The organism is Candidatus Vicinibacter proximus (assembly GCA_016713905.1).
GTDB lineage: Bacteria > Bacteroidota > Bacteroidia > Chitinophagales > Saprospiraceae > Vicinibacter > Vicinibacter proximus.
This window is the reverse complement of the sequence record JADJOE010000003.1, coordinates 1127562-1141256: the sequence shown is the minus strand read 5'-3', so window position 1 is coordinate 1141256 and position 13695 is coordinate 1127562. Positions and strand designations below refer to the sequence as shown.

The 13695-nt window shown below is 35.7% G+C and carries 15 protein-coding genes and 1 other RNA gene; 13 read left to right on the top strand and 3 right to left on the bottom strand.

What is annotated here, in order from left to right:
- Positions 1 to 14: 14 nt before the first annotated feature.
- From map to sucD, 12 genes are all read left to right on the top strand, one after another.
- Positions 15 to 809, top strand: a complete 795-nt coding sequence (gene map, locus IPJ83_13020) for a type I methionyl aminopeptidase (GenBank protein MBK7881469.1) — start codon at positions 15 to 17, stop codon at positions 807 to 809.
- A gap of 41 nt (positions 810 to 850) precedes the next feature.
- Positions 851 to 1069: a translation initiation factor IF-1 gene (gene infA / locus IPJ83_13015; GenBank protein MBK7881468.1), complete on the top strand. Its 219-nt coding sequence runs from the start codon at positions 851 to 853 to the stop codon at positions 1067 to 1069.
- A gap of 5 nt (positions 1070 to 1074) precedes the next feature.
- Positions 1075 to 1191, top strand: coding sequence for a 50S ribosomal protein L36 (rpmJ, locus tag IPJ83_13010; GenBank protein MBK7881467.1), 117 nt, complete (start codon positions 1075 to 1077; stop codon positions 1189 to 1191).
- Positions 1192 to 1201: 10 nt separating this feature from the next.
- Positions 1202 to 1579 carry a 30S ribosomal protein S13 gene (gene rpsM / locus IPJ83_13005; GenBank protein ID MBK7881466.1) on the top strand — a complete coding sequence of 126 codons (378 nt, stop codon included), beginning with the start codon at positions 1202 to 1204 and terminating at the stop codon, positions 1577 to 1579.
- A gap of 30 nt (positions 1580 to 1609) precedes the next feature.
- A complete protein-coding gene (gene rpsK / locus IPJ83_13000; GenBank protein MBK7881465.1) occupies positions 1610 to 1996 on the top strand; it encodes a 30S ribosomal protein S11 in 387 nt (128 codons plus the stop codon).
- Positions 1997 to 2026: 30 nt separating this feature from the next.
- Positions 2027 to 2638, top strand: a complete 612-nt coding sequence (gene rpsD / locus IPJ83_12995) for a 30S ribosomal protein S4 (GenBank protein MBK7881464.1) — start codon at positions 2027 to 2029, stop codon at positions 2636 to 2638.
- 35 nt (positions 2639 to 2673) lie between these two features.
- Positions 2674 to 3672 (top strand): DNA-directed RNA polymerase subunit alpha, encoded by a 999-nt coding sequence (locus tag IPJ83_12990; protein ID MBK7881463.1) that lies wholly within the window; start codon positions 2674 to 2676, stop codon positions 3670 to 3672.
- A gap of 45 nt (positions 3673 to 3717) precedes the next feature.
- Positions 3718 to 4230 carry a 50S ribosomal protein L17 gene (gene rplQ, locus IPJ83_12985; GenBank protein ID MBK7881462.1) on the top strand — a complete coding sequence of 171 codons (513 nt, stop codon included), beginning with the start codon at positions 3718 to 3720 and terminating at the stop codon, positions 4228 to 4230.
- Between the two features lie 164 nt (positions 4231 to 4394).
- Entirely contained in the window at positions 4395 to 5525 is a 1131-nt protein-coding gene (carA, locus tag IPJ83_12980; GenBank protein ID MBK7881461.1) for a glutamine-hydrolyzing carbamoyl-phosphate synthase small subunit, read from the top strand.
- A 4-nt stretch (positions 5526 to 5529) separates the two neighbouring features.
- Positions 5530 to 6816 (top strand): phosphopyruvate hydratase, encoded by a 1287-nt coding sequence (eno, locus tag IPJ83_12975; protein ID MBK7881460.1) that lies wholly within the window; start codon positions 5530 to 5532, stop codon positions 6814 to 6816.
- Positions 6817 to 6850: 34 nt separating this feature from the next.
- Positions 6851 to 7177, top strand: a complete 327-nt coding sequence (locus IPJ83_12970) for a septum formation initiator family protein (protein ID MBK7881459.1) — start codon at positions 6851 to 6853, stop codon at positions 7175 to 7177.
- Between the two features lie 3 nt (positions 7178 to 7180).
- Entirely contained in the window at positions 7181 to 8053 is an 873-nt protein-coding gene (gene sucD, locus IPJ83_12965; protein ID MBK7881458.1) for a succinate--CoA ligase subunit alpha, read from the top strand.
- Between the two features lie 48 nt (positions 8054 to 8101).
- Here sucD and IPJ83_12960 read toward each other — a convergent pair whose 3' ends face one another.
- Both IPJ83_12960 and IPJ83_12955 read right to left on the bottom strand, forming a co-directional pair.
- Entirely contained in the window at positions 8102 to 8575 is a 474-nt protein-coding gene (locus IPJ83_12960) for a sterol desaturase family protein (protein MBK7881457.1), read from the bottom strand.
- A 111-nt stretch (positions 8576 to 8686) separates the two neighbouring features.
- Positions 8687 to 12016, bottom strand: a complete 3330-nt coding sequence (locus IPJ83_12955; protein MBK7881456.1) for a HAMP domain-containing histidine kinase — start codon at positions 12014 to 12016, stop codon at positions 8687 to 8689.
- A gap of 84 nt (positions 12017 to 12100) precedes the next feature.
- Between IPJ83_12955 and rnpB the strand changes: the two genes are divergently transcribed.
- Positions 12101 to 12479, top strand: an RNA gene (gene rnpB / locus IPJ83_12950) — RNase P RNA component class A.
- Between the two features lie 3 nt (positions 12480 to 12482).
- On the opposite strand, the gene porV is transcribed toward rnpB, so the two are convergent.
- A complete protein-coding gene (porV, locus tag IPJ83_12945; protein MBK7881455.1) occupies positions 12483 to 13691 on the bottom strand; it encodes a type IX secretion system outer membrane channel protein PorV in 1209 nt (402 codons plus the stop codon).
- Between the last annotated feature and the right edge of the window lie 4 nt (positions 13692 to 13695).

Sequence of the window (13695 nt, the reverse complement as noted above, 5' to 3'; positions counted from 1 at the left end):
TTTACTCCAAATACATGATTTATTTAAAACATGATGAGGAGATTGAGCTCATTCGAAAAAGCAGCATTCTCGTTTGTGAAACTATTGCAGAGGTTTCAAAGCTTATAAAAGTTGGAGGTACCGGAAATATTCTGGATAAAAGGGCGGAAGAGTTCATCAGAGATCATGGAGGTATTCCAGCTTTCAAAGGTCATCATGGTTTTCCTGCATCTCTTTGTATTTCAATAAATGAGGCTGTAGTTCATGGAATCCCTAATGATGTATTTTTTAAAGAAGGGGATTTAATCTCGGTGGATTGTGGGGTTGTAATGAACGGATATTATGGGGATTCGGCCTATACCTTTGGTCTTGGTCAAATCTCAGATAAAATAAGGAAACTCATACAGGTCACGGAAGAGTGCCTGTATCTTGGAATAAATGCTTCAGTGGTTGGCAATCGGGTCGGGGATATTAGTTGGGCTATTCAAAATCATGCTGAAAAAGTTCATCATTACGGTGTAGTTCGGGAGTTGGTTGGACATGGTATAGGAAAATCTTTACATGAGGCTCCTGAAATTCCAAATTATGGTCAAGCTGGAAAAGGACCTATGTTAAAAGAGGGGCTAACCATAGCAATTGAGCCTATGATCAATCTTGGAACCAGGAAAGTCAAACAGAGTAAGGATGGTTGGACTGTGATAACAGCAGACAAATTGGCATCTGCACACTTTGAACATACCATTGCGATCTGTAAGGACGGCCCCAAGATTCTTTCAGATCATGAAATTATTAAAAATGCCGTTAAAAATAATCCTGAATTATTAAAATAAATCCCAAAAAAGTTAGATATTTGCACTCCGAAAATCAAAAGATGACCAAAAAAAATCTTATCCAGCAGGATGGAATTATAGAGGAAGCTCTTTCCAATGCCATGTTTAGGGTAAGACTGCAAAATGATCATCTTATAATTGCCACAATATCAGGAAAAATGAGAATGAATTACATTCGAATTCTTCCTGGGGATAAAGTTTCAGTTGAAATGAGTCCTTATGATTTGTCAAGAGGTCGTATAACATATAGATATAAATAAACGAGATGAAAGTTCGTGCATCGATAAAGAAAAGGACAGTAGACTGCAAGTTTGTCAGGAGAAAGGGCAGATTGTATATCATTAATAAGAAAAATCCAAAATTTAAACAACGTCAAGGTTAAAACTTAACAAATGGCTCGTATTGCAGGTATAGATCTTCCAAGGAATAAAAGGGGTGTTATTGCCCTAACTTATATTTATGGCATTGGTAGCACCACGGCTAAAAATATCTTGTCTAAATTAGATATTAATGAATGTGTTCGGGTGAATGAATGGTCAAATGATCAAGTTCAGTCGATTGCTAAAATGATTCAGGATGAGGTAAAAGTTGAAGGAGAGCTACGTTCTGAGGTTCAGTTAAGTATTAAAAGACTTATGGATATAGCTTGTTTTAGGGGTATTAGACATCGTAAGGGACTTCCTGTAAGAGGTCAACGTACCAAGACTAACGCAAGGACACGTAAAGGAAAAAGAAAGACTGTTGCCAACAAAAAGAAAGCAACTAAATAATAAATCATCTAATCGGTTAAAAATTAGGAAATGGCAAAAGGCAAAAAGGCTAAAAAGAGGAAAGTTAAAGTCGATGCTGACGGTTTGGTTTACATTCAAGCTACTTTTAACAATATCATCATTTCACTTTGTAATAGAGCTGGAGAGGTTATCAGTTGGTCCAGTGCAGGTAAATCTGGATTCAAAGGATCAAAAAAGAATACTCCATATGCCGCACAACTTTCAGCGAATGATGCTGCCGGCGTTGCTTTTGAAGCAGGAATGCGATCTGCTGAAGTTTTTGTAAAAGGACCTGGTTCTGGAAGGGAAGCTGCAATTAGAGCCATTGATGCAACAGGAATTAAAGTATTGAAGATTACCGATTTAACGCCAATTCCTCACAACGGATGTAGACCTCCTAAACACAGACGTATCTAATTTCCCTAATCATTTATTAGAATCTATTTTATGGCAAGATATACCGGACCCGTCACTAAAAAATCCAGAGCATTTGGACAGTCCCTTACAGGTTTTGACAAATCTTTTGAAAAGAAAAAGTATCCTCCTGGCCAACATGGTCCTTCACGTAAGAAAAAACAGAAATCCGATTACGCTCTTCAATTGCTAGAAAAGCAAAAGGCAAAATACACATATGGTGTGTTAGAGCGCCAGTTTCGAAATATTTTCCATGATGCGCACAAAAAATCTGGCGTTACAGGGGAGGTTTTATTTCAGTTTTTAGAGGCAAGGTTGGACAATACCGTTTATAGAATGGGTATTTCTTCCACAAGAAAGGGGGCAAGACAATTAGTTTCTCACAGACATATTACCGTAAATGGTAAGGTTGCCAATATACCTTCATTAAGGTTAAAACCTGGGGACACCGTGGCCGTAAGAGGTAATTCTCAAAACCTCGACTTCATAAGTCATAAGGTTGCTCAAAAATCGGATGTAAGAAAATTTGGTTGGTTGGAGTGGAATACTGATAAAATGGAGGGTAAATTTTTGCAATACCCATCAAGAGACCAAGTCCCTGAGAATATCAACGAACAATTGATTGTGGAATTGTATTCTAAGTAATCAGAATTCATTTACTAAAAGTAATATAATAGGATATGAGTATATTAAATTTTCAAAAGCCCGATAAAATCATTCTTCAAAAAGCTACGGAGTTTGATGGATCTTTTGAATTCAAACCTTTAGAGCCTGGATTTGGACAAACACTTGGCAATTCACTAAGAAGGATACTCCTTTCCTCGTTAGAAGGTTATGCTATTACCCATGTTAGAATCGCAGGTGTTGAACATGAATTTTCTACTATCAAAGGGGTTATAGAAGATGTTATTGAGATCATTCTTAATCTGAAACAAATTCGCTTGAAGAGCAAATTGGAAAAAGATGAGATTAAGGAAGAGAAAATATATATTACCATTAGTGGGAAAGAAGTCTTTACTGCAGGGGACATCGAAAAATTTACAAATGTTTTTGAAGTAACAAATCCTGATCAGGTGGTTTGTCACATGGAGCCTTTTGTGAATCTTGAGATTGAACTTACTATTGCAAAAGGAAGAGGTTATGTTCCTGCTGATGAAAATATGACAAAGGATTTGCCAATTGGTGTAATTCCGGTAGATGCTATTTATACACCTATCAAAAAAGTATCATACAGTATTTCAAATACTAGGGTCGGACAAAAAACCGATTACGAAAAGTTGCTATTGGACATTAAAACTGATGGTACCATTCATCCTGAAGAGGCGGTTAAAGAAGCAGCCAGGATAATGATACAACATCTACTCCTCATCACAGATGAAAATATCACTTTTGAAGATGCGGTACGTAAGGAAGATACAATAGTGGATGAACATGTCTTACACATGAGAAAATTATTGAAGACACCTTTGGAAGATCTAGACCTTTCTGTTAGAGCTTATAATTGCCTAAAAGCTGCAAAAATAAATTCGCTCGGGGAAATGGTAAAATTTGATACCCACGAATTATTGAAATTTAGAAATTTTGGAAAGAAATCCCTTGTCGAAATTGAGGAACTTTTACAATCAAAGAACCTTAGTTTTGGAATGGACCTTTCAAAATATAAACTGGACGAAGAATAATTGATCCGGTATTATTGATTTTATTATAGACTAAAAGATTAAGTCATGAGACATGGTAAAGCGTTTAACCATCTAAGTAGAAAAAAGGGACATCGTTCGGCCTTGCTGAGAAATTTGGCGGGTGCTCTCATAAAGTATAAAAGAATTAGCACCACAGTAGCTAAGGCTAAAGCACTGAGGGTTTATATTGAACCTTTGATCACAAAATCAAAAAACAATTCAACGCATTCAAGGAGAGTTGTATTTAGTTATTTGCAAAACAAAGATGTCGTAGCTTCCTTGTTTGGAGAAGTTGCAGAAAAGGTAGCTACCAGACCTGGAGGTTATACGAGAGTCATTCGAACCGGCTTCCGAAAAGGAGATGGGGCAGAAATGGCCATGATAGAACTTGTTGATTTTAACACTGTAATGGTTTCAACATCGGTAGCAGAATCTCCTGTAGCCAAAACAGCAAAAAGAACAAGAAGATCGTCCAAGAAAACTAAATCGGAAGCTGAGGGTGTTGTGGAAAACAACTCTGAAGAATTTAATTCTCCAGATTCTGAAACTAAAGAATAATTATAAAGCGGCTTTTTGCCGCTTTTTTTTTGCAATAAAATTTGTAAAGAACGTTTGCAAAAGGGGCATATTGTTTAAGTGTTTTGTCAACCTGTTTGATATTTTATTTATGTTCTGTGGATGAGAGAGTATATATTTGCAATTATTTTATATAACTTAATTTAATGTCTAAAAATTATCGTGATCCTGCTGTGCTTATGTTGAAAGATGGCACAGTTTTTCACGGCAAATCTGCAGGAATCACAGGTACCACTGTCGGAGAAATATGTTTCAATACCGGGATGACTGGTTATCAGGAAATATTTACCGATCCAAGTTATTTTCGACAGATTTTGGTGATGACCAATGTTCATATTGGAAATTATGGTACGCATCAAAAGGAAGTAGAATCTGGGAATATACAAATAGCAGGTCTTGTGTGTCGTAACTTTTCTGATCACTTCAGCAGGTTGAATGCAGACTCCTCATTACAGGAATATTTAGAACTCAATGGCTTATTATGTATTCATGATGTGGATACCAGAGCATTGGTAAGACATATCAGGACACATGGTGCGATGAATGCCATCATTTCAAATGAAGAATTTGACCTTAATAAACTTAAAGATTTGTTAGATGCAGTTCCCGACATGAATGGATTGGAATTGTCTTCAAAAGTTACTACAAATCAAATTTATGATCTCCCTAATACTGAGGATTCTGTTAGGCTAGCTGTATTGGATTTTGGTATTAAGTCAAGCATCTTAAAACAACTAAACAAACATCATTTTAATGTAAGGGTATTTCCTGCACAAACTGATATTGCGACTATGGTCGATTGGAAACCGGATGCATTTTTCCTATCTAACGGCCCCGGAGATCCATCTGCAATGGATTATGCCATAAACACAGCCAGTAAGATATTAGAATCACAGAAACCTGCTTTTGGAATATGTTTGGGTCATCAAATTTTTGGCCTAGCAATGGGTGTAAAAACTATAAAAATGCTAAATGGTCATAGAGGTTCAAATCATGCGGTACTGAATCTGGAAACTGGATTAGGCGAAATTACCTGCCAAAATCATGGGTTTGCCTTGGATACAAATGAGGTGCTTGCAAATAAGAGCCGAATTTCACTTAGCCATATTAACTTGAATGATAAAAGTGTGGAAGGTATAAGAATAATAGACCGTCCTGTCTTCAGTGTTCAGTATCATCCTGAAGCAGGTCCAGGGCCACATGATTCCAGATATTTATTTCAACAATTTTCTAATATGATCAATAAAGAATTGGGCATTAGTCAAACTGTAAATTAATTGTATGAGTGAAATAGTTGATGTAATCGCCAGACAAATTTTGGATAGCAGAGGATTCCCAACGGTTGAGGCTGAAGTGGTGACTTATGATGGATTTATTGGTCGTGCTGCAGTTCCATCAGGGGCTTCTACTGGTAAACATGAAGCCGTCGAGCTAAGAGATAAGGATGACAGCATATACATGGGTAAAGGTGTTTTAAATGCCTGCTCATTTATTGAAGAAGAAATAGCAGACAGGATAATTGGTGTTGAAATTACAGATCAAAGGTATATTGACCAATTAATGATTGAGTTAGATGGCACCGAGAATAAGTCAAGAATGGGCGCGAATTCAATTTTATCCGTATCAATGGCTTGCGCAAGGGCTGCTGCTGAGGAAACAGACCTTTCCTTGTTCCGATATATAGGAGGAACCAATGCGCATCTGATGCCCCTTCCGATGATGAATATTATAAATGGGGGTTTGCATGCAGACAATAAACTTGATTTTCAAGAATTTATGATCTTGCCTGTTGGAGCGGAATCCATAAGTCATGCCATTAGAATTGGTTCAGAGATTTTTCATAGTTTAAGAAAAGTTCTACAATCAAAATCCTATTCAACCAATGTTGGAGATGAAGGTGGATTTGCCCCATCATTGGGATCGAATGAGGAAGCTATAGAGCTTATCTTGAAAGCAATAGAGAGTGCTGGATATAAGCCAGCAGAAGATGTTTGGCTAGCCATGGATGCAGCTGTGTCGGAAATGTATAACGAGACGGATAAGCTTTATCATTTTCATAAATCAGGTTCTAAATCTTTAACTTCGGATGAAATGGTAGACTTTTGGGATAGGTGGACTTCCAAATATCCTCTAATATCGATTGAAGATGGTTTAGCAGAGGATGATTGGGCTGGCTGGGTGAATTTGAATAAAATGCTTGGTAGTAAAATCCAACTGGTAGGTGATGATTTGTTTGTTACAAATCAAAAGAGGTTGCAGGAAGGGATTAATCTAAAGGCAGCAAATTCAATTCTGATAAAAGTTAATCAGATAGGATCACTTACGGAGACTATCAATGCTGTTCAATTGGCGCAAAGAAATTCCTTCACCACTGTGATGAGTCATCGGTCAGGAGAAACTGAAGATACATTTATAGCAGATCTATCTGTTGCTTTAAATTGTGGTCAAATAAAAACCGGTTCCCTATCCAGATCAGACAGGACTGCCAAATACAATCAACTAATTAGAATAGAAGAAGAGTTGGGTGATCAGGCTCAATTTTACGGTAAAAGTATACTTAAAAGATAAATGATATGTATATTTGCCTTTAAATGTTATTCTTATGGAGAATAAAAGGCATATTTTACACATACCTTCCAGGATTACAAGGTATGCATGGAAGAAAAAAGCACCGTTAACAATTCTGATTTTTATTGTTTATTTGTGTTTTTTTGATAAGTTTAATTTAGCTACTCAGTTTAGAATTTATGGTTCACTAGCTGATTTAAAAGCTCAAAGAGAGAATTACGTCCAATTGATCGCTGAAGCGAAACAAGATAAAAAGGACCTCGAACAGAATTATGAAAAGTTTGCCAGGGAGAAGTACTTTATGGCAAGACAAGATGAAGACATTTATATTATCGAAACCAAAAAGAAAACAGATAAATAATCCATGAGTGTATTGGTAAATAAAAATTCCAGAATTATTGTTCAGGGATTTACAGGAAAAGAAGGAAGCTTTCATGCGGAGCAAATGGTAAGTTATGGAACTCCCGTTGTAGGCGGTGTCACGCCAGGTAAAGGTGGGCAAACACATTTGAATTTACCTGTTTTCAATACGGTTCATGAAGCAGTTGATTCAACTCAAGCAGACACCAGTATCATTTTTGTACCTCCAGCTTTCGCTGCTGATGCAATTATGGAGGCCGCTGATGCAGGGATTAGTGTGATCATATGCATAACAGAAGGTGTTCCTGTACAAGACATGGTAAAAGTCATGGAATATCTTAAAAATTATCCTTGTACATTAATAGGTCCTAATTGTCCGGGTGTAATTACACCGGGGGAAGCTAAAGTTGGAATCATGCCTGGTTTTATTCATAGAAAAGGCCGGGTAGGGATTGTATCTCGTTCAGGAACTTTGACTTATGAAGCTGTAGACCAAATTACACAGGTTGGTCTTGGACAATCTACGTGTATTGGAATAGGTGGAGATCCAATACCTGGCACAACAACTCTTCAAGCAGTTCAAATGCTTATGGCTGATTATGAGACAGATGGTATTGTGATGATTGGTGAAATTGGAGGAAGTATGGAAACTGATGCAGCATTGTGGATCAGAGATTATGGTACCAAACCAGTAGTTGGATTTATTGCCGGAAAGACTGCACCTAAGGGCAGAAAAATGGGACATGCTGGAGCCATCATTGGGGGCGCAGAAGATACTGCAGAAGCTAAAATTAAGATTATGCAGGAATGTGGAATTCATGTTGTAGAATCCCCATCTCAAATTGGCTTAAAAATGAAAGAGGTTTTAAAAAAGTAATACAAATAATCTTTTTGAATCTTTGGATTGGTAATCCTTACCTAATCATTAAATTGCTTTTTTCTTTCTAAAGTATTTAGGGTTTACAAAAAGCATTCCGAAGGATTCCCCGTCTTCTTTAGTTTGCTTGGCGTGGTGTGCACCGTGCGCTTTAAGCACTGCCTTGGAATATGTATTGTCAAGTGGTTTAAACCATTCAAACCTTCTGTGAATATATACATCATGTACTAGAAAGTAACATATGCCATATATAGAAATGCCAATTCCGATAAACAATAGCCATCTTAAATCAGGGTACAAACTTCCAAACAAATAGCACAGGAAACTCGGAACTGCAAAAACAAGAAAGAAGCGATCATTTTTTTCCCAGAACCCTTCTTTTAGTTGGTGAGGCTTATGATGATCTTCATGCCAGGTCCAAAGAAAGCCGTGCATTACATATTTATGTGTAAACCAAGCCATAAATTCCATTCCTATGAATGCCAGGAAAACCAGCCCTGTATTGATTACCCAAGTTGCCATATATTCTGATTATTTATAGTGAAACAAGTTAGGATGAGTTCGGTTTAAACGTATTCTAGATAATCATGTTACAAATGAAAGAAAGCATACTTTAATACATCTAATCTTAAGTTAATTCGTATTTTTTTCTAAACGCATAAGTGGTAATTCTACAATAAACTCTGTGCCAACATTTATTTCGGAAATAAAATAAATTTTTCCATTTACAGATTCAATAATTTGTCGACACATGGCTAATCCTAGACCGGTACCTGAATTTTTTGTGGTAAAATTGGGTAAGAATACCTTTTCTTTCATTTCTGCATCAATTCCAACCCCATTATCCTTTATAGAGATAAATGCAAAGTTATTTTTTTGACCCAATTGGATATCAATTTTTCCTTTTCTGTGTTCAGGGATTGCTTGTATAGAATTATTGATTAAATTATTCAATACTCTAATCATCTGGTTCTTGTCACAAAATACAAATAGTTCATCGATTGGAACAATCAGATATATATCCACATCCTCTCTTTTTCGAAATAGATCATGAACAGAGGAGACAAGATCATTTATTAGAATTTTTTCATTTTCAGCTTTTGGCATTTTTGCAAAATTTGAAAATTCCGTTGCAATTTGAGTCAATCCATCAATTTGCTCTAATAGGGTAACGGATATTCTTTGAATCAATTCGGTAAGATCCTTTTCTCCACTTTTTATTTTCTGTTGTAAATACTGAATGTTGAGCTTCATTGGAGTTAATGGGTTTTTAATCTCATGGGCTACTTGCTTAGCCATTTCTCTCCAAGCTGAATCCCTTTCTGATTTAGCCAATAAACCCGCGCTTTCATCCAACTGAGTGACCATTCTGTTGTAATCCTGAATAAGTTCACCTATTTCATCCTGCCCTGACCAATCAAGTGTTTCATTTCTTTTACCAAGCCGCATAGATTTTAATTTATCACTCAATACCTCCAAAGGTGAAGTTATAGAATTGGCCAAGATGGTAGCAAGACTTGCTGCAATCAAAAACAGGAATACATAAATATTAAGCAAGGTATTAATTAGGTTATTCAACCTATTATCTCTTGCTTTTTCATTATTAATGTAGCTAACCATTTCAAGGGTTCCCAATCTGAGATTATTTAAAAAAATATTTTTAAACCCAGAAATTTTAATTTGGTTATTAAAGTCATCATTCACTTTAATGACAATATCAGAAATTCCAAAAGGGTAATAAAAATAAAATGAAGGATTGCAAAGTTTTATTTTTGTGTTTGTGCTTGATTGGTTTTTGTATAAGTTAACTTCAAAACCTCTATTGTCATAAAATTCAACACCATAGTCAAACAGGGATGAGGTAGATTTTATTTGTTCTGTTAAAACAAATTGGGCGTCCTGTAGATTATTAGTAGAAGAAATAGACTGTTCAAGGAAAGTGCTTAAATATTTGATTTTATTGTATAGTGTCTCTTCTGTAATTTGTTGTTCAGACCTTTTTGTAAAAAAAACAGTAACCAATGCTATGATTAAAAAACTAAATACAATTCCAAGGATGATATAAAATTGGATTTTGGTCCTTAGAGATGGTTTGTCATCTACTTGAATATTCAATCCATCGGGAAGTATAGGGTACTTTTGGTGGACCAAACTAACCAAGTATGAAAGTATTATCAGTATCGTAAATAAATAGCTGAAGAGAGAAATTGCCTTAACAATTGAAGGGATTGGATGTGAAATTAAAATCAAATAATTTGGTTTTATTTTTTGAACCAACCATTCTTCTGAATTTCTTACCACTATGGTCTTGCTCTTTGTGCCTAGATCATTTTTTAATTGAATAAGTTCAGGCTTTTTAAAATTGGAACTATACCTTGGTGTTTCATTTTCATAAATAAATAGGTCATAACCAAGTTGATTGCTTTTTTCAATCAGTATACCTACATCAGATGAAATGGAAGTTGTATTAGAGTCTAATTTTGAATAACCGATTGTGGTAATTGAGTTGAGCAGTGCTATTTTTTCATATCTTTTTCGGATATTTTGGTAATGAAAAATCAAACCTGAAGTAAGGAAGCTGATAATTAAAATCCAACTAATCAGCCATAATGCACTGGTTTGTTTGTAATCCACAAAATAGTCCAGCAGCCAAATTATGATTGATGAACTAAGGAAGAATGAAATAAGTGTTATTTCTAGATTTAGTTTATAAAGCAAAGGTATTGTAATGGCAAACGCAATTGTAAAAAGCTGAATTCTTCTTTTAATCGGTAATTGATAGCTAATCGTACTTAAACAGAGTTTATGTGCAATGAGAAAAACAGAAATCAAAATCAACAATAACGAAATTAGAAGTAGATAATTTTCAAGGGGCAGGAAGATTGATTTATCCAAATTAAAACTGAATTCAGATTTTACGAATACTGTTTTAAACAAGTTACAATAAACTAATAAGGCTAGAAAAGTTATTGCATAATTAAAAAGAGGAATTATAAGGTCAACATAATTTTTTCCTGCAGGTTGATTGACTTTGAGTATATAGTATTTGTGAAAAAAGTAAGCTATATGGAATACCAGTATTGACAATACGATTAATTCAAATAATGTGTACTGAAAATAGTTCGTTTTGAATTTAGATGAGGTAAAAATGCTGTCAAAATAATCCGGATTCGAGACGAGCCAATTCGCCAAACTGCTTGTTGCTATAATTCCAATAAGAAGAGTTAGGAATCCCCATGAATTCATACCCATATTAAAAAATATTTTACCGAAGTAATGAGTAGGGTAGTAAAATATTATTAGAAGAAGTAAATAAAATATAAGTATGAAGTTTGAAAATTCAGAAGACAGATTCGATCCGATATTACTGATGAAAGCTATGTTTTGTCCTTTCTCATTTTTTAGTGAAAGGGATTCTTTGGAATTTCTCTCCTCTGAAATATGAAACTCCCTACCATTAATATCGTTTGGAGAAAGTTCTGAATAAATTATGTAGCATAAACCGAATTTTTCTGAATTCAGTGTCTTGTTAATTCCAAAATAATAACTATTTTCAAAATCAAAAATCCCGCTACCCTCATTTTCAAGACAAGGACACCACTTAGGGTCGAATCTGACATTATCTCGATTCCAATAGATGAGTTTTTCGTTTTCACAAAACAGGATGGAAAATTTTGAAAAAAGACTATGATTGCTAAGTCTTTTACTTATTTCCGCAATAAATTCATCCTTATTTTGATTGGAGTAGTATATGCCTTTTATTTGGGCCTCTAACTCTTTACTCCCGGCTTCGACCTGATTTATTTTCTGTTGGCAGTTTTTAAGAAACTGGTGTCCTTTGTCGTGCTTAAATTCAGGATAGTAAATCTCATAAATTTTACCCAGCGCCACCATCAAAAGGGCTATAAGCCATAGGTAAAACCAATGCTTATGCTTCTTCAGATTTAAATCCTCCAAATTCACAGCATAAAGTTAATGTATTATACATTGTATTTAATTATAATGCGAAAAAATCCCAACTTTAGTTTTGCTTTCCGTAAATTTGTACGAGCCAGTGTCTGTCGCTTGTCCTTTAAAGGCAAGAGGAAAGTCCGGACAACGTGAGGAAACACACCACCTAACTGGTGGGTTCCACTAAAGAGTGGAAACAGATAGTGTCACAGAAAATTACCGCCTTTACTTTGGTAAAGGTAAGGGTGAAAATGTGTGGTAAGAGCACACAGAAGCTTACAGTAATGTGGGTTTCGGATAAACCTTGTGTGTTGAAATGCCAAATAAATCCATTAATCCGAAAGGATTCAAAGCCTCAATTGTGCAATTTTGCAGATGGAAGGGTAGGCAGCTAGAATTCGATAGTGATATCGAATCCAGATAAATGACAGCGCATCTTATAGATGACAGAATCCGGCTTATACTGGCTTATTTTTTTTTAATTATTGTCGTCCTTAAATGCTGCCATATCAAATACAAAGGAGAATCTCAGCGTATTGGCTAATGGGCTTCTGTTGATATTTACCGGTACCAGGTAGGAGAGATTTATTCCAAAAACATTGTATTTTAAACCACAACCCAATGTGAAAAATCGTCTGTTGCCTTTGAGTGCATGCTCATGAAAATATCCCATTCTTACCGCAAATTGTTTGTCATACCAATATTCCAATGCCCCAGAAAAAGTTATTTCTTGTACTTCTTCAGTCAAACCGCCGACAGCATCCCCGAATGAGCCAAGAATTCCTTCAAACAAGGATTTTTCACGGGTATCTGCAATAGTATTTTGGTTTTTATCAAAATCTGGATGACCGAATGGAATAGTACTGGGCACAAGCAACTTATTACAATCAAGAATAATGTTTAAGGTATTAAAATCATCGAAATTCATTTCATAATTTCCTCCGATACCAAAATTTGTTGGGATAAAATCTTTTACCACGGATTTCGTGTAGGTTACTTTTGCACCAATGTTAGTAATTGCGGAACCAATACTTAAATAATTTCTTCTTCCGCTGGCACCCATTGGTGTTTTATAAAAGACGCCAATATCTGCCCCAAAAGTTTTTGCAGGAAAAATTTGAACTCCACCCACAGAGCGTCCTGTGGCCAAATTAGAATAAACAAACTTAGCACTCAAACTTGCGGATAGTTTATCAGACAGTTTTCGACTGTAGGCTCCTGTAATTTCTAATTCGTTTGGTTGTCCTGTTCCTTCATCTACACCTGCCTCATTTCTAAATTCAATGGTGCCTAATGAGAAAAATCTAATGGAAGCTCCAGCTGTTTGATTATCGTCAATTTTCTTGTATCCGGATAAATATAACAGGTAGATGTCATCGATTCCCAAGTTTCGAAGCCATGGTGAATATGTTGCAGAAATTGCCAGGTCATTTTCAGCAAAGGCCAACCTTGCGGCATTATGATGCATTGCATTGGGATCTGCACTTAATGCCAAGCCAGCATCTCCTAGTGCGCCTGAACGAGCATCAGGTGTTATCCTGAGAAATGGAAGTGCTGTTAGAAGAGTATTCGAGATGCACTGATCTGTATTGACATCCACAACACAGTTTTTTCTTGGGTCCCAAATCTGTGCATTTAAGACGAAGGCTATGTTCAAGAAAATGCAGGTAAAAAGTATTTTGGTCATATAA

What these genes read in the sequence shown, in the direction of transcription:
- rplQ (MBK7881462.1), top strand. Translation starts at nt 3,718, where the DNA reads ATGAGACATGGTAAAGCGTTTAACCATCTAAGTAGAAAAAAGGGACAT.
- porV (MBK7881455.1), bottom strand. Translation starts at nt 13,691, where the DNA reads ATGACCAAAATACTTTTTACCTGCATTTTCTTGAACATAGCCTTCGTC.
- infA (MBK7881468.1), top strand. Translation starts at nt 851, where the DNA reads ATGACCAAAAAAAATCTTATCCAGCAGGATGGAATTATAGAGGAAGCT.
- carA (MBK7881461.1), top strand. Translation starts at nt 4,395, where the DNA reads ATGTCTAAAAATTATCGTGATCCTGCTGTGCTTATGTTGAAAGATGGC.
- rpsK (MBK7881465.1), top strand. Translation starts at nt 1,610, where the DNA reads ATGGCAAAAGGCAAAAAGGCTAAAAAGAGGAAAGTTAAAGTCGATGCT.
- rpsM (MBK7881466.1), top strand. Translation starts at nt 1,202, where the DNA reads ATGGCTCGTATTGCAGGTATAGATCTTCCAAGGAATAAAAGGGGTGTT.
- IPJ83_12960 (MBK7881457.1), bottom strand. Translation starts at nt 8,575, where the DNA reads ATGGCAACTTGGGTAATCAATACAGGGCTGGTTTTCCTGGCATTCATA.
- sucD (MBK7881458.1), top strand. Translation starts at nt 7,181, where the DNA reads ATGAGTGTATTGGTAAATAAAAATTCCAGAATTATTGTTCAGGGATTT.
- rpsD (MBK7881464.1), top strand. Translation starts at nt 2,027, where the DNA reads ATGGCAAGATATACCGGACCCGTCACTAAAAAATCCAGAGCATTTGGA.
- IPJ83_12990 (MBK7881463.1), top strand. Translation starts at nt 2,674, where the DNA reads ATGAGTATATTAAATTTTCAAAAGCCCGATAAAATCATTCTTCAAAAA.
- eno (MBK7881460.1), top strand. Translation starts at nt 5,530, where the DNA reads ATGAGTGAAATAGTTGATGTAATCGCCAGACAAATTTTGGATAGCAGA.
- rpmJ (MBK7881467.1), top strand. Translation starts at nt 1,075, where the DNA reads ATGAAAGTTCGTGCATCGATAAAGAAAAGGACAGTAGACTGCAAGTTT.
- IPJ83_12970 (MBK7881459.1), top strand. Translation starts at nt 6,851, where the DNA reads ATGGAGAATAAAAGGCATATTTTACACATACCTTCCAGGATTACAAGG.
- map (MBK7881469.1), top strand. Translation starts at nt 15, where the DNA reads ATGATTTATTTAAAACATGATGAGGAGATTGAGCTCATTCGAAAAAGC.